Genomic DNA, 25,003 nt, shown 5'->3' with positions numbered 1-25,003 from the left:
CTTATGTCATCAAAACTAGGGCGACGGAGGTACCGGCCCCTAAAGCGAGGGTAATGAGCAGGGATTCAAACATCTTGCTCATACCAGAGTTGATATGGTTGGTCATGATATCCCGAACTGCATTTGTCAGGGCAATGCCCGGAACAAAGGGCATGACGGCTCCCGCTATGATCAAGTCTGCCGTCGAAGGAAATCCTGTATAGCGGGCCCAGAACTGGGCAATCAATCCAAAAACAAAGGCACCCGCAAAGGCGGTTACAAAAGGAATGCGGACAAACTTCTCTACATAGAGAGAAAAAGCAAAACCAAGTAAGGTCGCAATGGCTGCACCAAAAGCATCATAAGTATTCCCCCCGAACATAATCGAGAAAAAAGGGGCACTGAGAGTTGCTGCAATAGTCACTTGGAACTTGGTATAAGGAAGAGCTTGATTTCTGATTTCCTTTAGCCTTTCAAAGGCTGTAGAGAGATCAATCTGGCCTCCGACAAGCTCCCGTGATACTTGGTTGACATCGCAGACTTTTTCGATGTTGTAGGAAGAAGAAGTGACTCGTTTCATACGAGAAATATTGGTATTCTCAATAGAAAAGAAAATAGCTGCTGGCATGGCAAGAACGTTGCAATCCACTATTCCCTGTGAATGAGCGATACGGATCATGGTGTCCTCAACCCGATAAATCTCCGAACCGCTTTTTAAGAGAATGGTTCCAGCTAACATAATGACATCAATAACGGCATTCAACTCTCTTGATTCGTCCATTTTCTCCTCCTTTTCTGCTTCCTATATTTTATCACAAAAATCAATGAAAAAAAATCTTTGTCATGAAATCATGACAAAGATTCGTTTAATCTCGAGAACTTTCACGGGTTCCTTCACTATTTGATTGACTAGTTGAAGGAGTGTTTCCTTGTTGGTTCCCCTGATTTGGAGTTGTAGAAGAACCTTGGTTCCCACGTTGTGCAGAACTAGAAGATGAAGTTGACGGTGGTGTTTTCGGTTTGTAGATGGAAAGTTTGATACGCGTGCTAGCAAGGTCAACCTTTTCACCCGCTTTTGGTGTTTGATCTACAACTGTACCTTCTGCTGTCCCTTCAGGAGCAGCCGAAACCTCGACAACCTCAATATTGGCCTCTTTTACACCGACAATCTGAGTCAAATTATTCTTTGTAAATTCGAGACTTGAACCAATATAACTTGGCATAGAAACGCTTGTTACTTTCTTAGCAACCGTTAAAGTAATTGTGCTGGCTTTTGAAAGATCATAAGTCGTACCTGCCGCAGGACTTTGTCTGAGAATGGTTCCAGGTTCGCTTTCACTGGATTCTTCCTCTTCCATCTTGATTAGATTCTCAGGAACCTTCTTCTCCTTGAGTTCAGCTACGGCATCCGTATACTTGCGTCCAACATAATTGCTCAATTGGAAGGATTGCTTACCAGAAGAAACGATCAAATTAACCTTGGTTCCTTCTTTTCGGCCACTACCAGCTTCTGGATCCGTTCGAATAACACGTCCTTCTGCTACGGTATCACTAGCCTCTGACTTCTCTTCACCGGCTTCAAACTTAGATTTTTTAAGAGCTTCCTTAGCCTCTGCAACGGTTTGTCCAGCTACATTAGGAATAGCAATCGTTGCTGGTGTTCTGGACAAAATCCAGATTAAAGAGGCTGCAACCAATAGAAGACTAGCTAAAAGAATCATATAGCGAGCCTTAAACTTCCGTTTTTTAGTTGGCTTTTGCGTAGGTGCTTGCTCTGGGGTTAATTTCTTTGACTGAGGACGTTCTTCCTGCGCCGGAGCTTTTGGAATCGATGTCAGTGTACTTTGTGGAACTTTAGGTAAAGTCTTCGTATCCGCCTTACTCGCATCGTCAAAGACCAGTTTCGGTTCATTCCGACGATTATAAGACAAGCTAGTTGACAAGTCCACATACATTTCCGAAACAGACTGATAACGATCTGACAGTTTCTTAGCGGTTGCCTTGATGACAACATTTTCTAAAGCCTGAGGGACAGATGGGTTTTCAGCTATGACGGACGGAAGTGGCTTCTGGAAATGCTGGAGGGCAATCGTAACCGCGCTATCCCCATCATAAGGGATATGACCCGTCAGCATTTCATAGAAGATAATTCCCATTGCATAGATATCACTCTGGAAGGTCGCTTTTGAACCACGCGCTTGCTCAGGTGACAAATAATGAACCGAACCCAGCATCGAGTTGGTCTGGGTCAGACTGGTCTCCGCAAAGGCCACTGCAATCCCAAAGTCAGTGACTTTAGCAGTTCCATCTGGCGTCAAGAGGATATTTTGAGGTTTCAAATCTCGGTGAACAATTCCTCTAGCATGGGCTAAACGCATAGCCAAAAGAATCTGTCCCATAATCCGAACCGCTTCTTCATTTGAAAGAGGATAGTGTTCTTTGATATAACGCTTGAGGTCAAGTCCTGCTACGTATTCCATAGCTAGGTACTGTTGGCCATCTTCCTCACCGATATCTGTTATCCGAACGATATGAGGATGGTCCAGATCCGCCATAGCCCTCGCTTCCCGCTGGAAACGTGCCACTGCAATCGGGTCCGTCTGGTAATTGGTCCTCAGGACCTTAACTGCCACCTCTTCCCCATCTAGGATCAAATCCTTGGCCAAGTAAACATCTGCCATGCCTCCTCGACCAATCTGCTTGACAATCCGATACCGCCCGGCAAAAATCTTGCCGATTTGGATCATTCTGCCGCCTCCTCGTTCATGTAAACAAGGGCAACCGTAATGTTGTCTAAACCTCCTGCATTGTTAGCAAAACGAATGAGGGTGGCCGCCTTGTCTGCTAGGGAAATATCGCTGGTTACGATATCATAAATCTCGCTTGCCGAAATCATATTGGTCAAACCGTCACTATTGAGCAAGAGATAATCTCCTGACTCCAGTGTAATCATCCCAAAATCAGGCTGGATTTCATCTTTTTGTCCGATAGACTGTGTGATGATATTCTTTTGAGGGTGAGTTTCTGCTTCTTCTGGAGTCAATTGACCAGCCTTGAGCAATTCATTGACCAAGGAATGGTCACTCGTCAACTGGTGGTATTCTTCTCCACGAATCAAACCGATACGAGAATCTCCAATGTGAGCATAGATGGCTTGGTTATCAATAAACGCAACAGCTTCTAGCGTTGTTCCCATGCCTCTGTACGCTTCGTCCTGACCTAGTTGATGAATTTTTTGATTTTCAATCTCCAGGTAGTGGGCAAACCACTCACGAACTTCATTGACTGAGTCAATTTGGGTATCCACCCAATCTACACCGAGGTCTGTTACCGCCATCTCACTAGCGATATTTCCTGCACGGTGTCCTCCCATCCCGTCAGCCAAGATGATCATGGTGCGTCCTGCACGGTTGACAAAGTGATTGACATAGTCCTGATTATTTGTCCGTTTCTGACCAACATCTGTTAATAATGCTATTTCCATTGTGTCAGTTCCTTCCTATTCTGATATCTTGCGAAATTGGCTGATAAAGAATCCATCACTTCCATACAATTCTGGAGTAATCAGGATGCAGCCATCTTTCAGGATATCTTTACATTCGTGTTCTAGTTTAACCTGCTCAAACTCGGGATGACTTTCTAAAAATGCCTCAACGACTTGAAAGTTCTCCTCAGAGACAATAGTACAGGTACTATACGTTATTATACCACCTTTTCGTAGCGTTTGACAAACACTACCTAATATTTCCAGCTGAATTTCCTGTAGGGACGTGAAATCTGCTGTTTCTTTATTGTATTTGATGTCTGGTTTGCGACGTAAGAGCCCAATACCAGAACAGGGAGCATCTACCAAAATCTTATCAAAAGAGTCCCGACCGAAAAACTCATGCACTTTTCTGGCATCCAATTTTTGCGTTTGAACTCGATCTGCCACACCTAAACGCTCCGCATTTTCTTGGATTAAGTCCAACTTATGATCATACAAGTCCAGAGCAGTAACCTGACCTGTCGTGAGATAAGAAGCCATATGGGCTGTTTTCCCACCCGGAGCGGCACAGGCATCTAGGACCTGTTCATCACCTTGTAGATGAAGAGTGGGAGCAACCAATTGACTGGACTCGTCTTGGATGGTTATAGCCCCTTCTGCGAACAAATCATGTCCTGCAAAGTGGCCTTGCTCCTTGACCAGACCAGTGGCCGCCAAAGGGGAAACGGTCACCTCTAACAAAGCTTTGATCTCCTCTTTTCGGCTTAAGTCAGTCACACGAATGCTGGCTTTGTTGCGCACCAAGAGACTTTTAAAGATGGCTTGTGCTCGCTCTTCACCGTACTCTTCCTTGAGCTTAGATACTAGCCAAACCGGGAGAGAATAGGCAATGGAATCACGCTTGTTTTTGCGTTTGATGCTGTCAACATCTGGCCAGCCCTCTCGCAAAACACGACGCAGGACGGCGTTGACCAATTTTTCACTGCCTTTTTTACGGGCTTTGGCGAGTTCTACTGCTTCATTGACTACAGCGTGATTAGGAATCTTATCCAGATACCGAAGTTGGTAGGCGCTCAGAAGGAGTAGGATATAGAGCCAGTTATCTAGCTTGTCTCGGTCTTGGATAAAGTGGGACAGATACCATTCCAGAGTTAGTTTTCGGGCTACCGTTCCATAGACCAGCTCGGTCACCAACCCCTTGTCTGCTGCCGAGAGTTGACTGCCCTTGAGGTATTTGTTTAAGGCAATATTGGAGTATGCTTGGTTGACAAAAACATTCTCTAGCACTGTTAGAGCTAGACTTCTAGCCGTTTCTACTTTAGTCACCAAATCGCTCTCCTACTGCCAAAGTCCGTCCAACTCCGTTGAGGAAGGAAGCAATGTCCATCTTAGGCTTACCTGCTGGCTGCACTTGCTTGAGAGATAGAGCTCCTTCAGCCGCTGCAACGATTAATTCTTTCTTGCCAATTGAGAGGATTTCACCCGGAGAACCCTGACCTTCTACTGGTAGAGCTTCATAGATCTTAAAGCGGTCGCCCTTAAGGAAAGTGTGGGCAACAGGCCAAGGATTCATCCCTCGGATTTGGTTGAAGAGTTGGCGATTGGTTTTAGTCCAATCGAGTTTTTCTTCCTCTGGCTTGATATTTGGCGAGAAAGTGACTTGACTTGGGTCTTGAGGCATAGGTTTGATCTCCCCAGCAATATAGCCAGGAAGGGTGTCCAAAAGCAAGTCACGACCAACAATCGCTAATTTTTCAAACAAGGTGCCGACATTGTCCTCATCTGTGATGGGAATACTGCGACAGGAAATCATATCCCCTGCATCCATCTCCTTAACCATTTCCATAATGGTCACACCAGCTTCCTCATCCCCTTGAATCAAGGCATAATGAATGGGTGCGCCACCACGGTGTTTGGGAAGAAGGGAAGCGTGAACGTTGACCGCAAAATCCATGCTATCAAGGAGTTTACTTGGGAGAAACTGTCCAAAAGCAGCAGTGATAATTCCATCTGCTCCTAAATTCATAATGGCTTCCATCTCTGGACTTCCAGATAATTTTTCAGGCTGGTAAATAGGAAGACCTGCTTCTTTGGCGGCCTGCTTGACTGGGGTTTCTTGGATCACTTTTTTACGGCCGACAGCGCGGTCTGGCTGGGTCACAACAGCTAGAATCTCGTAACGGTCGTCCGATAACAATCCCTTCAAAACTGTCGCTGAAAAATCAGGTGTCCCCATAAAGATTAGTTTTGTCATTTCTTCTCCTTCTTATAAAAATTGTTGCGGTTCGTGGTCAATGCTGAGACGAAGCTCGCTATTTTCCCGTTCTTGAGTCAAGGCCAAAACTCGATTAAGGGTTGGTCCTAGCTCATCTTCTAAACGGTATTTAATCAAAATCTGGTAATGATAAAGGTTGTGGGTACGGGCAATGGGTTTTGGTGTCGGTCCAAGGATTTTACTAGTTTCCGATAAACCTGAGCGCAAAATTCCCATGACTTCATAGGCACGTTTGACAACCTCTTCTTCTTTCTTGTGAGAGAGGGTAATCCCAATAGTGAAATAATAAGGCGGATAGCCGAGTTGGCGCCTAATACTCATTTCATAGGCATAAAAACCTTCGTAATCCTGATCTTTTGCAAAACGAATGGCATAGTGCTCAGGATTGTATGACTGAATCAAGACCTGCCCAGCTTTTTCCGCTCGACCTGCACGACCAGCCACCTGAGTTAAGAGTTGGAAGGTTCTCTCGGAAGAACGAAAATCAGGCAGATTCAAGGCCGTATCCGCATTGAGCACTCCGACTAGGGTCACATTTGGAAAATCCAAGCCCTTGGCAATCATCTGAGTTCCCAGCAAGATATCCGCTTCGCCTTGACCAAACTGGTCAAGAAGAGCTTGGTGACTGCCTTTCTTACGGGTCGTATCCACATCCATCCGCAGAATGCGGGCCTGAGGAAAGAGTGCTGCTAACTCATCGTATGCTTTCTGAGTCCCTGTCCCGTAGTAACGAATACTTCGGCTCTGACAGTTGGGACAAACATGAGGAATCCCCTTAGAAAAACCACAGTAATGGCAGTTCATGGTCTTGGTATCCATGTGGAGAGTGAGAGAAATATCACAGTTGGGACAGCTATCTACCGTCCCACACTCCCGACACATAACAAAGCTAGAATAACCCCGACGGTTGAGCATGAGGACCACCTGCTCTTTTTTATCCAGACGGTCTTGGATCGCTTCTAGCAAAGGGGGCGTAAAGTTCGATGTCTCATTCTGTCCGATATGGTCACGAAAGTCAATTACTTGAACCTCAGGAATGGTGGCTAAAGGATTGGCCCGTTGGGTCAGACGTAAGTGTTGATAGACACCTTTTCCAGCCCGCGCACGGCTCTCTAAGCTCGGTGTCGCCGAACCAAGGACCAGGGCTGCTTGATTGTACTGGGCCCGTAAGATGGCTACCTCTCTGGCATGGTAACGCGGATTGCTATCTTGCTTGTAACTAGATTCATGTTCTTCATCGATAATCATGACACCCAGATTTTTCAGAGGAGCAAAGATAGCTGATCTAGCACCAACCACAACTTGAGCTTCTCCACGCTCGACCTTGCGCCATTCGTCGTACTTTTCACCATTGGACAGGCCTGAGTGGAGGATAGCTACTTTCTCGCCGAAACGAGCAATGAAGCGCTCCGTCATTTGTGGCGTCAGAGAAATCTCAGGTACCAGTAAAATAGCCGTCTTACCCTTGTCCAAGGCTCCTTGGATAATCTGCAAGTAAACCTCAGTTTTCCCACTTCCTGTAATCCCTTGAAGGAGGAATGGAGGCTGTTGACTGCCAATAGCACTGACAACCGTATCACGCGCCTGTCTTTGTTCAGGATTCAATTCCAAAGGTGTACTAGCTTCAATGCCTTCAAAATAAGCAGCTGAGCGTTGCACTTCCTTTTGGACTATGGACACAGCTCCTTGCTCCACAAAGAAGTTGGCTTGCTCGCGCGAGTAGAATTCTAACAAGCTAGCCAGAGGAGCACTTTCAGGATGAGACAGCAGATAGTCTCTCAATTCTAACTTTTTCTTGGCACGCGCAGAAATCTCAATCTGCTCTAGTCGATTAGCATTAACCACATACCAAGACTGAGTCTTGACCTTCTTTTGATCGACTGCCTGGTATTCTAAGCGGAGCAGACCTTTCCTGGTCAATCGCATCATTTCTGCCTGCTTGGCCAAATCTAGAGAAGAAAAGGCTAGCGAATCTTCTGAACCAAACAAGCGCTCTCGGTCCTCCTGACTCAGACCTTCCAGAGGATAGAGAATCTTATCATAACTGGAGTTTAAAAATCCCGGCAACATAGCTTTTAGGATGGAGATTTTGTAAGAAAAGACAGATTTGCGTAACTCCTCTGCCAGCCAGAGTTGCTCCTGAGTCAAGACGGGAGAAAAGTCTAGCACCTCTGCAATCTCTTTCAAGTCCTGACCTTCCATCTCTTCATCCGACTGGGACTCCAAGCCAAGAACAATCCCTTGTATCAAACGATTGCCTTTGCCAAAAGGCACATGAACCCGCATACCGACTTCTAGCATCTCTACAAATTCCTCTGGGATCTTGTAACTGTATGGCTGGTCCGTCTGCATCAGGGGAACATCCACGATAATCTTTGCAATAGCCATCTTCTCACCTCCTTCTTGTCAGCAAATTCTTGCAATAGAAAAAATAAGATTGAGTCCCCCCAACCTTAAATTTTTTCACCATCTTCTTTTTCTTTAGCAATTTGCTCTTTGATTTTCTTTTCTTCTTCTTCTCTGCGGCGTTTTTCTTCTTCGATACGGAGACGAACCGCTTCACGTTTTCCTTCTGGATCTGGGTGAATGGTTACATTTCCAGACTCGATTTCTTCTAAAGCACGAAGAGTTGATTTTTCAGACTTAAACTCTTGAGTTGCTGGCGCGCCTGCTTCTAGTTCGTGGGCACGTTTTGCTTCCAAGATTACGAGTGAATATTTTGATGGCACCTTGTCGAGCAAGGTATCAATAGAGGGTTTTAACATCATTTGCTTGTACCTATTTCCTATAGTTTATCGAGTAGTTGGAGATTTCGGCAACATCTCCTGGTAGTGACCAATGACACGGTCCACACGGAAGTGCTCTGCTTCGATCACACGTTTGACACGTTCAGCAGCGAGGGGCACCTGATCGTTGACAATGGCATAATCATACTCACGCATGAGAGCAATTTCTTCCTTGGCTTTTTCGATTCGTTGGGCAATCACTTCAGCGCTATCTGTTCCACGACCTACCAAACGATCTTGTAATTCATCCAAATCTGGTGGTGTCAGGAAGATAAAGACAGCATCTGGAACCTTTTTCTTAACCTGAAGGGCTCCTTGGACTTCAATCTCAAGAAAGACATCGATTCCCTTATCCAGAGTTTCATTGACATAAGTCAGAGGAGTTCCATAGTAGTTACCGACATATTCTGCATATTCCAACATCTGACCTTGACGGATCAGCTCTTCAAACTCTTCACGAGTACGGAAGAAATAGTCCACTCCGTCCACTTCACCAGGACGTTGCGCACGCGTCGTCATCGATACAGAGTATTGAAATTGATTCTCAGAACTCTCAAAAATCTCTCTTCTAACCGTTCCTTTCCCAACTCCTGAAGGACCAGAAAAAACGATTAGCAAGCCTCGGTCTGCCATTATGTCTCCTTTAGTTAGTCTGTGAAATAAAGTGAAATCTCTCTCGGATACTGATAATTGCGTCAGTTATCCTCCCACAGTCTTTCTATCTAGTGTAACAAAAAAGCAGTAATTTTTCAACTGCTCTTTTTTATTTATTTAGCATAATCTACTGCACGAAGTTCGCGAATCACGGTTACCTTGATATTTCCTGGGTAATCGAGATTGTTTTCAATTTTCTCACGAACTTTGTGAGCCAAGATTGTGACTTTGTCGTCTTTGATTTGTCCTGGATTTACCATGATGCGAATTTCACGTCCTGCTTGAAGGGCGAAGCTATTTTGCACTCCTTCAAAGCCATTGGCGATTTCTTCCAAATCGTGGAGACGCTTGATATAGTTTTCAAGAGATTCACTACGAGCACCTGGACGCGCTGCACTCAAGGCATCTGCTGCAGCAACGATCACCGCAATGACGCTTTCAGCTTCGACATCCCCGTGGTGGCTAGCAATAGTATTCACCACAACTGGGTGTTCCTTGTACTTACGAGCCAACTCTGTACCAATCTCAACGTGGCTACCTTCAACCTCGCGGTCAATGGCTTTCCCTATGTCATGAAGGAATCCCGCACGACGGGCAAGAGCTGCATTTTCACCAAGTTCACTCGCAATGATACCAGATAACTTAGCAACCTCAATCGAATGACGCAAGACATTTTGTCCATAAGAAGTACGGAACTGCAAACGTCCCATGATCTTCATCAAGTCTGGATGGAGGTTTGGCGCACCAATCTCATAGGCAGCAGCCTCACCATATTCACGGATTTTATTGTCAATCTCTTGACGGTTTTTCTCCACCAACTCCTCGATACGAGCTGGGTGGATACGGCCATCCTTGAGCAACATTTCCATGGTCATACGAGCAATTTCACGACGAATTGGATCAAATCCTGACAAGGTCACCACTTCCGGTGTATCGTCGATAATCACATCGACCCCTGTCAAACTTTCAAAGGTACGAATATTTCGACCTTCGCGTCCGATAATGCGTCCCTTCATGGTATCATCTGGTAGATGAACTGTAGAGTTTGTTGACTCTGCTACATAGTCACCAGCGATACGCTGCATAGCCTGAACCAAGATATCTTTCGCAATCTTGTCTGAACGTTCCTTCACTTCTTGCTCAGCCTCACGAATGCGACTAGCAATTTCCTTGGTCAAATTTTCCTCTGTCTGAGCCAAGATAATATCTCGAGCCTCAGCTTGGGAAAGAGAACCGATACGTTCAAGTTCAGCTTCTTTTTGTCTTTCGACTTCCTCTAATTGCTCTTCACGTGCATCAAGGTTTTTTGCTCTATCAGAAATACTTTGTTCTTTTTGTTCAAGTGTTTTTTCTTTGTTCGTCAAATTGTCGTCTTTACGGTCAAGGCTCGTAGCTCTCTCCGTCAAACGACTTTCAATTTGCTTGAGCTCCTGACGTTCTGACTTAAATTCAGCGTCCACTTCTTCACGGTATTTTCTGGCTTCCTCTTTGGCCTCCAATAGTGCTTCTTTTTTAAGAGACTTGCTTTCGCTCTTGGCTTCATTTAGCAATAAATCCGCTTCGCGCTCAGCTTGTCCTCGTAAATTAGTTGCTTCTTGTTCAGCATTTAGAAGCATCAACTCTGCAGCCTCTTGAGATGATTTCATCTTAGCTGAGATGCTGACATATCCAATGACTAAACCAATGATGACGGCAAAAACAGCAATCGCAAGTGTCATGATTTCCATGTTTTTACCTCATTAAATTTGTTTATCGAATGACATACATTCCTTAATATTCTATCATAAAAAACCGATTTTCACAAACCCAAATTGAAGAGTTTTGTGTGAATTTTGGAAGAAATCCCTTGGATATTCAAGCAAAATTAAGAATCTTTAAAAATTTAAATTTCCACGAAAAACGAAGCAAAAAAGTCCACCTTTCAGTAGACTTAGTTTGTTTCTATTCTAATCGGCGCTCTTCCGAAATTCTGCTCTGCTATACTTGGGTGTCCTAGTTGGTAAATCTGGTCTGCCTTTTGTGTCATGGTATCCCAAGGTTCTTTGCCAATTCGGCTGACTAGATGGACCTGCTCTTTCAGTGACTTGAGATGTTGTCTGCCTTTTTCAGTAAAGCCAAGGATATGGATGGCTTCTGGCAAGTCGCTTTCTCTGGCCTGCACCAAAATATAGGTCAAGAGGCGTCTGACACGCGCCTTGGTATAACGCTTGGTGGCAACTGCCTCGACCAATTCATCCACAGACTGGGCTGTTTTAATAGCTTCCTTGATGCGCACAGCCATTTCTTGATTGACCTGATAGATGGTCGTCAGGTCTGGATTTGATAAGATTTGATAGCGGAGCAAGGAAAAATAGTCATCCCAACTCACCTTACTGGCCTGCTCAAAGAGGACAGCAGAAGGCATAAAGCGTTCTAAGAAATCTTTGTCTGATTGATGCTGACGGAGGGCTGTTGCCGAGGCAAAGTCCACATCCTTATCCACAGAATGATAACCAGCCCCCTGACGCTGAATCGGATGGAGTTTGATTCTACGTCCCGCAACCGCCTTGGCATAGGCCAAAGCCAGAACATGATTGGGGGTATGGTCAGAAAAATCAAGACCTGCAAATTCCTTCCACATAGCTTGGGTTTTCTGGGGATAAGATAGTGAATCAGGCAGATTTTCCACAAATTTCTCCATCTCAGTACCTTGCTCTGTGTATAAGTCAGATATCTTTTGATAATCCAGAACTTCCTCTGTCCCGAAAGCTAGCCTATCAATACCCAAGCGAGCCAAGATATCCACAGCTCCTTGGCCAAAGAAATCTGCCGCCTGAACACTGACTAAAAAGGGCAATTCCACTACCAGATCCACTCCATTTTCAAGCGCCATCTGAGCCCGTGTCCACTTGTCCACGATAGCAGGTTCTCCACGCTGCATGAAATTCCCAGACATGGCAACGATTTTCAGTCCCTCCGCCTGCTCAAGCAGATATTTGTGCCCATTATGAAAAGGATTGAACTCCGCGATAATACCTGTGATGGTCATGGTAATCTCCTACTACTAGACTTTACTTCTCATTATATTTATTAGATTCAACTATTTTAAAATCTCTATCTAATCGAGAAATTGTATTAAACAATTCCATAACATTAGTAACATATTGATCTGAACAATTTATCTCTTTAATAATAAACCTCAATTTTTTTATTTTATCCTTTTCTTTTGAACTAACAGCCAAATCTTGAAGTTGTTTCACAAGAATACTAACGCTATCAATATCATCAATGGAATCATTTTGAGCAATATTTCTTGTTTTTGTTCTCAAAATATTTTCTATAATTCTGATAAATTTAGGCCGTTCAAAATCTTCTAGTACCAAAATTGCAAGTGACAAATAAAGTAACTCTATATTTCCTTTCAAAGAATATATTACTTTGTATTCTCGTAGATACTTCTGAATCTTCTCTCTAATAAAACGCGTACGTTTCAAATTGTAATTTTCACTTTCATATATCACCTGAACAATCGAAATTAAAGATAACCCTATAGCTAAATAGAATTGAAATGCCGTATTACTGGAATCAGGCGAAATATCATTTACATTTCCTGTAAAAGCTATTCGAGCAATATACCAATTTAAAACAATTGAAGCTATCGCTATTATTAAAATAAATAAGTGATTCACTAATTTTCGACGACCTAATATCAAAATTATCAGATAGATAACTATCCAAAAAACTAAACTTATCGTCCATAAATAGTTATATGAAACATGACATGTTTTAAAAGCAGAATTCAAAAACAAAGAACAAACATAGCCTAGGATAGAAAAAAATGGCGAAATAAATATCCAAAAGATTATGCTGTTCGTACTTATTTTACCACCACTAGAAGAAGAAAAAAATCTCGTACTAAATCCTTGATATTCTTTCAAATTCATTGAAAAAAAGCTCTTAAGCATAATACACTCTAATATGACCACAACCACAATCAAAAAGAATTCTAACATTATTACCTCAATTTATTTTGCCAAATCATTCAGCCATCCTACTTCTGCGCGACAAAAAACCAACGGGTACTGGTCTCTGTCGGCTCCTTGTCCTCAAAGTCCGCATAGAGTTTGAAAGACTTGAAGCCAGCTTGTTCCAGTAAAACATCATAGGTCAGGACCTCATAAGTCCGCTCCTCATGCACTTCATCGTGGCGACTAAAGGAACCATCAGCCTCCTTGATAAAGAAAGTCAACTCATGCACGATAGAGTGAGGTGCTGCGTCCTCATAGATATCCCAGAGCATGGCGAAGTCTTCTGCATTTTCATGGTAAGAATAGCCTGGAAAAACCTCATCAGTCTGGTAGGTTGAATGCACATCAAAGATGAATACACCATCTTCGTTGAGGGTATTATACACTTCCTTAAAGACATCCCCTACTTCCACCTCATCCTGCATGTAACAGATAGAGTCAGAATAACAAGTGACAAAGTCATATTTACCCACCTTGGATAAATCCAACATATTGCCTTCAATAAAATCAATCTTTTGTTTGGCTGAAGTCGCTCTCTTCTCCGCAATCTTCAACATATCCGCGCTCAAGTCCAGTCCAGTCACCTCAAAACCAGCCTGAGAAAAGCGAACGGACTGGATGCCTGTCCCACAAGCCAATTCCAAGAGTTTCTTTCTCTCCTTAGTCTTAGGCAAATGTCGCAGCGAAAAATCCGTCCATTTGTCGTATAAACTATCATCCATGACTGCATCATAAACAGCCGCAAAGGTTTCATAAGTTGTCATAAAACATGATACCAAGTCCGCCCGTAATCGGAATGAAAATTAGGAGCTTGACGATGGAGCCGAGCTCCAAGGGAGGCTATCTATTTTCCGAGAATTACAGGACGGGTTCAAATCCTTTCTAAGATACAAAGAGCGTTAAAAGCAAGGAGAAAATAGGAAACTTTCTGCTGTATCGTCAGATACAAAGGAAGTTACTCTTTTTCTCGCATCTTTTAGCTCGTGTTCAGTTTCGAGATGAACAAAACACGACGCCCTCACCTTTCTATCCATTTTTTTCTAAACTAAGCAAATAAACCCAGTTGACTGCAACTGAGTTCATCTACTAGGCCAAGGCTTCAGAAATATCTACAGACTCCGCCTCATGCCATAGTTTTTCTAAGTTATAGTGGGCACGCATTTCTTCTGAGAAGATATGCACAACGACACCACCGAGGTCTAGCAAAACCCAGCCTCCCGCTGCATCACCTTCGACGTGACTGCCTTTAAAACCAGCTTCGGCTACTTTTTCACGAATGTTATCAGCGATTGCGTCCAACTGACGGCTATTCATCGAGCTAGTGATAACAAAGTAGTCTGTCACACTGGTCAAATCTTGTACATCAAGTGCAAGGATATCCTCCGCACGTTTCTCATCCGCCGCTTTCACGACTAGTTCTAGTAATTCTTTTTCGTTCATTTAGTCCTCTTTCAAATAGTGCACATAGGCGTTATAGGTTTCAAGGGTTTGGGGATAGATAGGAAATCCCTTATGAGCTAGATGCTCCACAGTGCGAGCTGTCTCATAGGCCACTGCCTTATTGAGCGATGAACTTGCAATCTCACGCGCCTGGTCCACTCCAGGGAAGGCACGATTGTGCTCGATGTAGTCTGCTACATAGATGACCTTGTCTAAGTCCGTCATCTGACCAGCCCCGACTGTATGGATTTCAATAGCTCGCAGGATTTCAGAGTCTTGCAAATCCAAGTCCTCCTGAATCTTGTAAATTCCAACCATCCCATGCCAGACATTATTGCCCCAGTTTTTGAGGTCAGGGTTTAATTGGTAACGGTCAATCAAGTCTAGAAATTCCTGATCTGACAACTTTTTAGCATAGTCATGGAGAAGACCTGCTAGACCAGCTTTCTCAGCATCGACTCCAAATCGCTTGGCTAGTTCTATGGCTGCACGCTCCACCCCCAAACAATGGGTTAACCGTTTTTCAGGCAGAAGCTCTGCCATTTTTTCCAACAAAGCCTCACGGGAGCAGTTGATATAGTTTTGATAGGCCATCAGTAGAGCCCCTCCTTCTCGATGTAGTCTAGCACTGGCTGAGGTAGGAGAAAGTTGGGTTTCCGACCTTGGGCAAGGAAATCACGCACCATGCTTGACGAGATGTCCATGAGGGGCACATCTACCCAGATAACTGGATAGGAAGTTCCTGCCTTGTAGCGTGGGCGCTGGACTCCCACAAACTGAACCATGTCAACCAGTTCATCAATTCGGTACCACTTAGGCAGATAGTCCACCATATCAGCCCCGATAATGAAGTAATAATCCGTGTCTGGATGTTGCTCGGTCAAAATCTTCATGGTGTCGTAGGTGTAGGAAATGCCCTTTCGCTCTAGCTCGATTGTTTCAATGGCTAAGCCTTCAATCCCCTCTATCGCCAACTCAAGCATCTTGAGACGGTGGTGTTCAGGGATGGTTTCTTTTTTATCTACATGAGGTGGTTGGTATTCGGGCATAAGCAGGACCTGATCTAGTCCCAACTGTTGTCGTACTTGGTCCGCCACAACAAGATGGGCATTGTGAACAGGGTTAAAATTTCCGCCTAAAATCCCGACTTGTTTGCGTTTTTTCTCCTTGATTTCTGGCTCCAACTCTACCTTGGTAAAGGGAGTCAATAATTCGATTGCCATAGGCTCGTCTTCCTTTAATTCTCTGTAAAAACAGTTTCTTGGAGTTTCAATTTTAGATTTCTTTAACTTTCTTAGAAATCTTGCGATTTTCTTTCTTGCTGGATTGTTTAAACAAGATCAAGATGCGTCCGATTTTTTGGACAGTATCCACACCGATTTCTTCTTCCAAGATTTCAGCTACTTCGTGGATATTTTCATCTGTGTTTTGCAAGAGCGTAACTTTAATCAATTCACGGGCGTCAAGAGCTTGGCGAACGCTGGTTTTGATTTGGTCGTTGAGTCCATTTTTCCCGATTTGGATGATGGGTTTGAGGGTATGTGCCTGGCTGTTGAGGAAGGCACGTTGTTTCGATGTTAATGACATAATTTCTTTAAAAGAGTTTCTTTTTATACTTTTCTAAAGTGGTGACGGACGTCAGCAAAGTCCTTCGGACTTTCATGACTAAAATTTGAGCCTAAGGTCTCAAATTTTCCGCAATTGGTACAATCACTTGTACTAACTGACACCACGGCGAAAAGTATTATCCATGGGGCTCGCAATGCTCGCCTTAATAAAGACAACCCTTTCCTTTCTGTGTTTAAATAATTGCTTTTCGTGTGACAACTGCGACGCCTTCTGGTGCCCAGACAGCGACTTTTGCGCTTCCTGTTACACGAATCCAGCCGAGTCCTGAGATGACTAGGTCTGTTTTGTCCTTGATAGTAAATACATGCTGGACTAGTTTTGGAAAGTCTTCTTTTTCCTTGCTATTTGGTGGCGTTAAAAGGGTTCCGAGGTGCTTGTCGTAAAAGGCACTCGCTCCTTCGAGCTTGGTACGGTGGAGTTTTAGTTCATTGTCAAAGAAGGCTGTAAAACCTTGCTTTTCTCCTGCAATAAAGTCAAAGCGTCCGAGACCACCTAGAAACAGGGTTTGTTCAGGATTGAGCTGATAGGTTTTGGGCTTGATTTCCTTTTTAGGACTGACATACTTGAGGTTTTTAGCCGTCAAGTAGTGGGCCATCTGGTGACGGTGGATAATCCCCGGTGTATCGTAGATATAAGATCCGTCATCAAGTGGGATCTCAATCTTGTCCAAGGTTGTCCCAGGAAAGCGTGAAGTCGTGATGACATTCTGATCACCCGTTATTTCTTGGATAATGGCATTGATGAGGGTTGATTTTCCTACGTTGGTCACACCGACTACATAGACATCACGGCCCTTTCGATAGTGCTCGATTTTGTCAATGACTTCCTTAATGGCATGCTTGTTTTGGGCTGATGTCAGAACGACATCTACTGGACGAAGTCCTTCCTCGTGGGCACGTTCCATGAGCCACTGGCTAATCTTGCCCGGTTTAACAGACTTGGGCAGGATATCTTTTTTATTTCCAACCAAGAGGACATCATTACCCGATACAAAGCGTGGCAAGCCTGGGATGACAGAGCCATTAAAGTCAAAGATATCAATGACATTGACCACCAAGGCATCACTGTCTCCAACCTCGTGCAAGAGTTTGAGGAAATCATCGTCCGTCAACTGAACATCTGTGATTTCATTGTAATGACGGAGACGGAAACAGCGTTGGCAATAGACTTCGCCTGTCTCCAAACCTTTTTCGAGTGCCGACTGGGGAGTAAATCCAAGACCAGCCTTGTCTGTCGTCTGAATGGTTGCTCCACAACCAATACAGAGAATTTCTTCCATAGTTAGATTCCTTTTTTATATGTGATTGGTCCGTACTTTTCAGTAATTTGTTTCATGACACGGCGCTCACGAGCCCGGTTAATCTGCGTTTTGATGGAGTCGTGTTGGACCAAGGGTTTGACCAAAATTGAGCGAATACCTGCACGATGGGCTGCTCGTATATCCGTCATGAGCTGGTCGCCGACCATGACCACTTCATTTTTCTCGTAGTGGAATTCCTTCATGGCACGGTCAATCCCAAATGTGAAGGGCTTCAAGGCCCAATAAACGTAATCAATCCCAAACTTCTCAACTGCGCGTTGAACCCGTTTTTTGGTGTTATTTGAGACCACGATGATGCGGATACCCGCGTCTCTAAGGTCATGTAGCCATTGCTTCATCTCTGGTGTCCCATCAGGGTTGTTCCAAGCAATGAGGGTATTGTCCAAATCAACCAAAACAGCCTTGATTCCCTGCGCTTGCAGGCTTGGGACTGTCAGATCATAGACTGCTTCCACAGCAAAATCTGGCATGTAATTTTCAATCGCCATTCTGGCTCCTTTTCTTTTTAATTTCTAGCAATATTCTTTAAACATTGGGCTAAGACTACCCATAAAATGAGACTAGCTATCAAAATATAAATCCAAGCATTTGGTTCATCTGCAAACGGTAAGGGAACATTCATTCCGAAGAATCCTGTAATAACCGCAAGGATAGCTAGCAATACTGAGATAATTGTCAAAGTTGTCAAATTATCATTTAGATTATTATTTAGGATGTTGTTGTAAGAGGCTGAGAGTTGTTGCAAAACTTGAGAAATCAAGTCTGTCATCGAAACCAACTGATGCGCTTCAATCATGGCATCGTCAAACTGCTCTCTTTCTACCTCATTAAAATTGCGATAAAGAGCATGCCCTTGGATGTGTTCCAAGAGGAGACGATTTTGTTTAGCAGCTGCTGTTAGGTAAACCATACCAGTTTCCAAGTCAGAGAGGGCAAAGAGATTTTTTTTAGTTGTTTTTTGACGAAGAAGTGCACTGATTTCATCCTTACCTTTATCCATCTCTTCAATCACTGGATAGTAAGCATTGCTTATAATCTCTAAACTGGCAAAAAGAAATTTGTAGATGGAAACAACTTCATGGCTTTCAAGGTAGGTTGTCATGCGTTTAATCACATAACTATTCTTGTGATTGCTAATTGTGATCAATCGTTGTTTTTCAACGATAAAGGTCATCGGAATCGCTTCATAATATTCTTTGTCTTTTTCTAAGTCAAGAACATTATAAATGAAGGTTACCGTTCCCGTTTCACGGTGATAGTCCATGTGGGCACGCTCATTTCTATCCAGAGCATACTCGATAGTTTCCTTGTCCAATCCATAGACATCCGAAAGGTCTTCCATGTTTTTAATTTTGTCCACATCAAGGTCTATCCACGTACAATCGTGACCTAATTTTTTCTCTACAAATAGCATACTCTCTCCTTTACCAAACTCCTTCTATTGTACCACAAATCTGCTAAAATAGCCGGCCTATTCAGTACGAGATAGATTGCTGACGACGGTGATATTACGATTGGGAACAAAGTGAAGGGCTTGATCGTCACCTCGCAGTTGCGTTGTACGAATCCCTACGCTAACGACCTTTCCAGAAACGGTAATCGGTCCATTTGTGAGAACCACTTCATCACCCACATCAAGCTGGCGTTCAAAAAGGATGAAGAAGCCATTAATGACATCGGATAGAAAGCCTTGCGCCCCCATACCAATGGCCACCCCAGCAATCCCCGCACCAGCAAGGAGGCTAGAAACTGGAAGTCCTAAAATAGACAGGATGCAATAGAGCAAGAAGAAATAAAGAATGTAGTTAAAGACATTCTCTAGCAAACGAGAAATGGTTTTTTGTCTTCCCGCATCTCGATTGGAAAATTTAAGCGAGGGCTTGACAATCTTTCGTACAGTTGCATGAAGCATCTTTTTTGCTATATAAAATAGCAAAAACAAAATCAAAAGAGAAATCACCTTGGTCAAGAGATTCTCTAACATGGTTGTTAAATCAAGTTTATCAAAATAGCGTTGAAAAAAATCTTGCATATAAAACTCCTTTTTCCTATTATACCATAAAATCGTCCTTCTCTTTTCTTTCATAATTATTCAATTATAGACCATGTTTTCAAAATATCACTTGCCTCTACAGCATATTTATACTATAATTATAAACAATACATTTGAAGGAGACTGCTATGAAACGAATCATTAGAGCCTGGACCAAGGCAAGCCTCATCAAACGAATCCTTATTGGAATGATTTTTGGATCGACATTGGGGATGCTCTTTCCAAACCTTACAGGAATTGGTCTGCTTGGAGATCTCTTTGTAGGTGGACTGAAAGCTATCGCTCCTATTCTAGTTTTTACCCTTGTTGCCAATGCCCTTTCCCAGCACCAAAAGGGACAAAACACCAATATGAAGACGGTTATTTTCCTATACTTGCTCGGAACCTTTGCTGCAGCATTGGTGGCCGTTCTAGCTAGTTTCTTACTGCCTGTTCAAATCACCCTGACCAGTGCAAATACTGAAGTTGCTGCTCCTGACGGTATCGGTCAAGTCCTCAGCAACCTCTTGCTCAAACTGGTGGACAATCCCTTGAATGCCATTGTTGAAGCCAACTATATCGGGATTCTCTCTTGGGCAGTCGTCTTTGGTCTGGCTATGAGAGAGGCAAGTAAACATAGTAAAGAATTGCTGAAAACCATGGCGGATGTCACCTCTAAAATCGTGGAATGGATTATCAATCTAGCTCCCTTTGGGATTTTAGGTTTGGTGTTTAAGACCATCTCTGACAAGGGCATTGCCAGTCTGGCAAACTACGGTGTCCTCCTAGGACTTTTGATTGCTACCATGGCCTTTGTAGCTCTCATCGTCACCCCACTCATCGCCTTTCTCTTTATGAGGAAAAATCCCTATCCCCTTGTTTTGAAATGCCTACGTGTCAGTGGTATTACAGCCTTCTTCACTCGTAGCTCTGCTGCCAATATCCCTGTCAATATGAAACTCTGCCAAGACTTGGGACTGAATCCTGATACCTACTCTGTCTCTATCCCGCTTGGATCGACCATCAATATGGCTGGCGCTGCCGTTACCATAAATGTCCTGACCCTGGCTGCTGTCATACACTCGGAATCTCGGTAGACTTTGGGACAGCATTTGTGCTCAGTGTCGTGGCTGCTATTTCTGCCTGCGGGGCCTCTGGGATCGCTGGGGGATCCCTTCTCCTCATTCCTGTCGCTTGTAGCCTCTTTGGGATTTCCAACGACTTGGCTATGCAGGTTGTCGGAGTCGGATTTGTGATCGGAGTCGTGCAAGACTCCTGCGAAACAGCCCTGAACTCTTCAACAGATGTCCTCTTTACAGCGGTTGCCGAGTATGCTACAAACCGAAAACTTCGCCCCTAGTCTCTGATTCCTCGTTAAACACTTGACTCTATTAGTTTAGGAAATTTTCATGTCTCTCACTCAACGTACGACCAAACTGATCTTAGCGACCTGTCTCGCTTGTTTACTCGCTTATTTTTTAGATTTATCATCAGCAGTTTCAGCTGGAATCATCGCTCTCTTAAGCCTCTCCGACACACGCAGAAGCACGCTGAAATTAGCACGCAACCGCCTCTTTTCCATGCTCCTAGCGCTCGCTATCGGTGTTCTAGCCTTTCAGCTGACAGGCTTTCACATCTAGAGTTTGGGCCTCTATCTGGCTCTCTATGTCCCTCTTGCTTATAAAATGGGTTGGGAAATCGGCATCACCCCTAGCAGTGTCTTGGTCGGTCATCTCTTGGTACAGGAGTCTACTTCTCCAGCTCTCTTGCTCAATGAAGTGCTCCTCTTTCTCATCGGGACAAGCTTTGCTCTATTGGTCAACCTTTATATGCCCTCTCGTGAGAAAGCCATCCAAAGCTACCACCTTCAGGTCGAAGAAAAGTTAAAAGACATCCTGCTTCGTTTTAAATACTATCTGTCAAGAGGAGACGGACGCAATCAAGCCCAACTCGTTGACCAATTAGACAAGCTCCTCGATGAAGCTCTCAAACTGGTCTACCTGGATCACTCGGACCATCTCTTTCACCAGACGGACTACCACATCCACTACTTTGAGATGAGACAGCGACAAAGTCGCATCCTGCGAAATATGGCCCAGCAGATCAATACCTGTCACCTGGCCGCAAGTGAGAGTTTGATCTTGGCCCAGCTCTTTTCAAAGATTGCTGCCCAGCTAAGTCAGACCAATCCTGCTCATGACCTACTTGATGACATCGAACGCTATCTGCAAGTCTTCCGCAATCGGAGCCTCCCTAAAACACGTGAGGAGTTTGAAACCCGTGCCACCCTCCTGCAACTACTACGCGAAGCCGAAACTTTTATCCAGGTTAAGGTCGATTTTTACCAAAAATATGGAAACTAGAACGCAAAGAACCTCAGAGAATTCACTAAAGGTGAACACTTCTGAGGTTTTTGTTATTCTTTAATTCCAATTATCTTTACTGTGCAGAGATTAGTCCAGCCTACCTTATTCTATGCAGAATTTAGAGAGTAATTAGAAAAATCTTTTGCCTAGTGGAGCGCCTAGCCAAGTTCCATAGAAACTTGGCGTTAGTTACTTAGATTGTTACACATTCAAATAAATTTACTGAACTATGACACTGGGGTTTACAAATCAATTTCATTTGTAAAACTCAGTTAGTGAGGCAGTTAGGCAGTTCAATTCCTTGCCATTACGACGGAAAAATCCACGAATCGATAAAATTCGTGGATTATTCCTAGTGAAGCGTTTAGGTAAGCCGATTTTACACTACGACACGGAGTTTGGCAAATCGATTCTATTTGCCAAACGTAGTTAGTAAGGCAGTTAGCTAGTTCGCCAAATAGCGACTAGCGTCCAACAATTAGGAACTTTAGTTCCAATTGTTGGTGCTGAGTTACATCTTCTCCTCCAACTCTATGTCTGGATATTTGTCTGCAAACCAGCGGAGAGCAAAGTCATTTTCAAAGAGGAAGACTGGCTGGTCGAAACGATCCTTGGCCAAGATATTGCGGCTTGAGGACATCCGTTCATCCAAGTCCTCAGGCTTGATCCAACGAACGGTCTTTTTACCCATTGGGCTCATGACTACTTCCGCATTGTATTCGCCTTCCATGCGGTGCTTAAAGACTTCAAACTGGAGTTGTCCGACAGCTCCTAGCATGTACTCACCAGTTTGGTAATTCTTGTAAAGCTGAATGGCTCCTTCTTGCACCAATTGTTCGATACCCTTGTGGAAGGATTTTTGTTTCATGACGTTCTTAGCAGAAACTTTCATGAAAATCTCAGGTGTAAAGGTTGGCAGTGGTTCAAATTCAAACTTATTTTTTCCAACCGTCAAGGTGTCTCCAACCTGATAAGTCCCCGTATCATAAACCCCGATAATATCTCCTGCAACAGCGTTTGTCACATTTTCACGACTTTCCGCCATAAACTGAGTCACATTCGATAGTTTGGCACCCTTACCAGTACGAGGCAGATTGACACTCATACCTCGCTCAAATTCACCCGATACGATACGGACAAAGGCGATACGGTCACGGTGACGAGGATCCATGTTGGCTTGAATTTTAAAGACAAATCCTGAGAAATCCTTGTCATAAGGATCCACAATTTCGCCATCTGTTTTCTTGTGTCCATGTGGTTCTGGAGCAAACTTAAGGAAGGTCTCAAGGAAGGTCTGCACTCCAAAGTTAGTCAGGGCTGAACCAAAGAAGACTGGCGTCAGTTCTCCTGCAAGAATAGCTTCTTCTGAAAATTCATTTCCTGCTTCTTGAAGGAGTTCGATATCGTCCTTAACCTGAGCGTAGAAAGGATTACTTCCAAAGAGCTTGTCCCCTTCTTCCAGACTGGCAAAACGCTCATCTCCTTTATAGAGTTCCAAGCGTTGGTTATAGAGGTCATACAAGCCTTCGAAGGCTTTCCCCATCCCGATTGGCCAGTTCATAGGATAGCTCGCAATACCTAGGACTTCTTCCAATTCTTGCAAGAGATCTAGTGGTTCACGGCCATCACGGTCCAGCTTGTTCATAAAGGTAAAGACTGGAATGCCACGGTGCTTCACAACCTCAAACAATTTCTTGGTTTGGGCCTCGATACCCTTGGCAGAGTCCACGACCATGACCGCAGCATCCACCGCCATCAAAGTACGATAGGTATCTTCTGAGAAGTCCTCGTGCCCTGGTGTGTCTAGGATATTGACGCGCTTGCCATCGTAGTCAAACTGCATAACAGATGAAGTGACCGAAATCCCACGTTGTTTCTCAATATCCATCCAGTCAGACTTGGCAAAAGTCCCTGTTTTCTTTCCTTTAACCGTACCAGCCTCACGAATCTCGCCTCCAAAATAGAGCAACTGCTCAGTAATAGTTGTTTTCCCGGCATCCGGGTGGGAGATGATGGCAAAGGTACGGCGTTTCTTGATTTCTTCTTGAATAGTCATAAGTTCTCTTTCTTTGATTTTCTATTTTAGTTGTTTCAGTAGCTAAGAATGATCTCTACATTGGATTTTACTATTCCTTTCAACTCTCCATTATAGCGGATTTTGGGGAGTTTTTCAATTGCTCATCCGATGAAAAGACAAGCTAGAGTACAGATTGTGCTTGATTTCTCTTTTTCCACCGTTTTTTGAACAAGATATCAAAAAGAACCAGAGCCAGTGAGAGGATGACGGACACAAGAAGGTACTTTATCCATAGAGGAGCATTCGAGATAAATGGTGTATCTCTTAAGAGACCGTAATTTCCACCCGTCACCTGATTAACACCAACTAGAAAGAGATTGAGAATAAAGGTATAGGCTACAATCATATATTTCTTGAGCAAGGTCTTGTCATAGTGATTCATCAAGTAGACCAAGGAATTCACCAAAAGAGCATAGTGCCCAATCAAAAACGAAAAACTGGTGATATGGGGAAAATCATAGGGGTCAAAAACCGGATAAACCAGTGCAAAGACCGCTCCACTAGCCCCTAAGAGAGCAAAATACTGCTTGCTCCGCCATTTATCTGGCAAGAAAACTACCGCAAACATAGCCAAACGGCAATGGTAAAATGGAAGGCTATTAGAAAATGGAATTCCAAAGCCAACATACCAGCTATATAGGGCTAGTAACTGGAGGATCTGAATCCCCTTAAACAAGCGGACAAATTTCGGATTTTTGTGATAAGCAAGTGCTCCATAAATGCAAAGCACTAAGAGAAGCATCATGATCCCATACCAAAAGAGTGGAATGGGAGGAGGAACCGTCTGAGATCTGGTGATAAATTGATGGAACATATTTTTATCCTAACCCTTATTTTCTCTATTCTCTAGTTTAACCATTATAGCGAATTAAAAGCGATTTTTCAATTTCTATTTCTTTTCAGTTTGGCTCCCTTATTTATAGGAAAATATGGTAAAATAGAACAGACTA

The 25,003-nt window shown here is 43.7% G+C and carries 22 protein-coding genes and 2 pseudogenes; 2 read left to right on the top strand and 22 right to left on the bottom strand.

Annotated elements, in window-relative coordinates:
• Position 1 precedes the first annotated feature (1 nt).
• The 20 genes from FOA33_RS02170 to FOA33_RS02075 form a co-directional block, all read right to left on the bottom strand.
• A complete protein-coding gene (locus tag FOA33_RS02170; protein ID WP_000344546.1) occupies positions 2-760 on the bottom strand; it encodes a threonine/serine exporter family protein in 759 nt (252 codons plus the stop codon).
• Positions 761-845: 85 nt separating this feature from the next.
• Entirely contained in the window at positions 846-2,726 is a 1,881-nt protein-coding gene (gene pknB / locus FOA33_RS02165) for a Stk1 family PASTA domain-containing Ser/Thr kinase (protein WP_221160486.1), read from the bottom strand.
• Entirely contained in the window at positions 2,723-3,463 is a 741-nt protein-coding gene (locus FOA33_RS02160; protein ID WP_000401532.1) for a Stp1/IreP family PP2C-type Ser/Thr phosphatase, read from the bottom strand. Before FOA33_RS02160 ends, pknB begins: the two co-directional genes overlap by 4 nt.
• 15 nt (positions 3,464-3,478) lie before the next feature.
• Positions 3,479-4,792 carry a 16S rRNA (cytosine(967)-C(5))-methyltransferase RsmB gene (gene rsmB, locus FOA33_RS02155; protein ID WP_221160485.1) on the bottom strand — a complete coding sequence of 438 codons (1,314 nt, stop codon included), beginning with the start codon at positions 4,790-4,792 and terminating at the stop codon, positions 3,479-3,481.
• Positions 4,785-5,720: a methionyl-tRNA formyltransferase gene (fmt, locus tag FOA33_RS02150; protein WP_221160484.1), complete on the bottom strand. Its 936-nt coding sequence runs from the start codon at positions 5,718-5,720 to the stop codon at positions 4,785-4,787. Before fmt ends, rsmB begins: the two co-directional genes overlap by 8 nt.
• Before the next feature lie 12 nt (positions 5,721-5,732).
• Complete coding sequence (locus FOA33_RS02145) at positions 5,733-8,129, bottom strand: primosomal protein N' (RefSeq protein WP_221160483.1); 2,397 nt, start codon at positions 8,127-8,129, stop codon at positions 5,733-5,735.
• Positions 8,130-8,194: 65 nt separating this feature from the next.
• Complete coding sequence (gene rpoZ, locus FOA33_RS02140) at positions 8,195-8,509, bottom strand: DNA-directed RNA polymerase subunit omega (protein WP_002875802.1); 315 nt, start codon at positions 8,507-8,509, stop codon at positions 8,195-8,197.
• 24 nt (positions 8,510-8,533) lie between these two features.
• Entirely contained in the window at positions 8,534-9,160 is a 627-nt protein-coding gene (gmk, locus tag FOA33_RS02135) for a guanylate kinase (protein WP_000775041.1), read from the bottom strand.
• A gap of 134 nt (positions 9,161-9,294) precedes the next feature.
• On the bottom strand, positions 9,295-10,908 hold the full coding sequence (locus tag FOA33_RS02130; RefSeq protein WP_221160482.1) for a ribonuclease Y: 1,614 nt from the start codon (positions 10,906-10,908) through the stop codon (positions 9,295-9,297).
• A 203-nt stretch (positions 10,909-11,111) separates the two neighbouring features.
• Positions 11,112-12,209, bottom strand: a complete 1,098-nt coding sequence (locus FOA33_RS02125; protein WP_221160481.1) for a nucleotidyltransferase — start codon at positions 12,207-12,209, stop codon at positions 11,112-11,114.
• Between the two features lie 22 nt (positions 12,210-12,231).
• Positions 12,232-13,173, bottom strand: a complete 942-nt coding sequence (locus FOA33_RS02120) for a hypothetical protein (RefSeq protein ID WP_221160480.1) — start codon at positions 13,171-13,173, stop codon at positions 12,232-12,234.
• A gap of 38 nt (positions 13,174-13,211) precedes the next feature.
• Complete coding sequence (locus FOA33_RS02115; RefSeq protein WP_221160479.1) at positions 13,212-13,952, bottom strand: class I SAM-dependent DNA methyltransferase; 741 nt, start codon at positions 13,950-13,952, stop codon at positions 13,212-13,214.
• Positions 13,953-14,274: 322 nt separating this feature from the next.
• The gene (gene rsfS, locus FOA33_RS02110) at positions 14,275-14,628 is read right to left on the bottom strand and encodes a ribosome silencing factor (RefSeq protein WP_001003007.1); all 354 of its coding nucleotides are present in this window, start codon (positions 14,626-14,628) and stop codon (positions 14,275-14,277) included.
• A complete protein-coding gene (gene yqeK, locus FOA33_RS02105; protein WP_221160478.1) occupies positions 14,629-15,222 on the bottom strand; it encodes a bis(5'-nucleosyl)-tetraphosphatase (symmetrical) YqeK in 594 nt (197 codons plus the stop codon). It lies immediately after the preceding gene.
• Positions 15,222-15,851: a nicotinate-nucleotide adenylyltransferase gene (locus tag FOA33_RS02100; RefSeq protein ID WP_000963714.1), complete on the bottom strand. Its 630-nt coding sequence runs from the start codon at positions 15,849-15,851 to the stop codon at positions 15,222-15,224. The genes yqeK and FOA33_RS02100 overlap by 1 nt, the downstream gene beginning before the upstream one ends.
• 52 nt (positions 15,852-15,903) lie before the next feature.
• On the bottom strand, positions 15,904-16,215 hold the full coding sequence (yhbY, locus tag FOA33_RS02095) for a ribosome assembly RNA-binding protein YhbY (protein ID WP_000060169.1): 312 nt from the start codon (positions 16,213-16,215) through the stop codon (positions 15,904-15,906).
• A 214-nt stretch (positions 16,216-16,429) separates the two neighbouring features.
• Positions 16,430-17,536: a ribosome biogenesis GTPase YqeH gene (gene yqeH, locus FOA33_RS02090; RefSeq protein ID WP_070800094.1), complete on the bottom strand. Its 1,107-nt coding sequence runs from the start codon at positions 17,534-17,536 to the stop codon at positions 16,430-16,432.
• Positions 17,537-17,538: 2 nt separating this feature from the next.
• Entirely contained in the window at positions 17,539-18,066 is a 528-nt protein-coding gene (locus FOA33_RS02085) for a YqeG family HAD IIIA-type phosphatase (RefSeq protein ID WP_006153778.1), read from the bottom strand.
• 17 nt (positions 18,067-18,083) lie between these two features.
• A complete protein-coding gene (locus tag FOA33_RS02080; protein ID WP_221160477.1) occupies positions 18,084-18,992 on the bottom strand; it encodes a magnesium transporter CorA family protein in 909 nt (302 codons plus the stop codon).
• A 57-nt stretch (positions 18,993-19,049) separates the two neighbouring features.
• Complete coding sequence (locus FOA33_RS02075; RefSeq protein ID WP_001150572.1) at positions 19,050-19,610, bottom strand: mechanosensitive ion channel family protein; 561 nt, start codon at positions 19,608-19,610, stop codon at positions 19,050-19,052.
• 149 nt (positions 19,611-19,759) lie between these two features.
• On the opposite strand from FOA33_RS02075, the pseudogene sstT reads away from it, so the two are divergent.
• Positions 19,760-20,970: pseudogene (sstT, locus tag FOA33_RS02070) on the top strand (serine/threonine transporter SstT).
• Between the two features lie 49 nt (positions 20,971-21,019).
• Positions 21,020-21,973: pseudogene (locus FOA33_RS02065) on the top strand (aromatic acid exporter family protein).
• A 514-nt stretch (positions 21,974-22,487) separates the two neighbouring features.
• Here FOA33_RS02065 and FOA33_RS02060 read toward each other — a convergent pair.
• Positions 22,488-24,032 (bottom strand): peptide chain release factor 3, encoded by a 1,545-nt coding sequence (locus FOA33_RS02060; RefSeq protein ID WP_221160476.1) that lies wholly within the window; start codon positions 24,030-24,032, stop codon positions 22,488-22,490.
• A gap of 142 nt (positions 24,033-24,174) precedes the next feature.
• Positions 24,175-24,867: a YwaF family protein gene (locus FOA33_RS02055; RefSeq protein WP_221160475.1), complete on the bottom strand. Its 693-nt coding sequence runs from the start codon at positions 24,865-24,867 to the stop codon at positions 24,175-24,177.
• Positions 24,868-25,003: the final 136 nt, after the last annotated feature.

Origin of the sequence: Streptococcus cristatus, from assembly GCF_019685515.1 — a bacterium.
Taxonomy (GTDB): domain Bacteria; phylum Bacillota; class Bacilli; order Lactobacillales; family Streptococcaceae; genus Streptococcus.
Note: the sequence above shows the minus strand (reverse complement) of the source record. Positions and strands in the feature narration are given on the sequence as shown.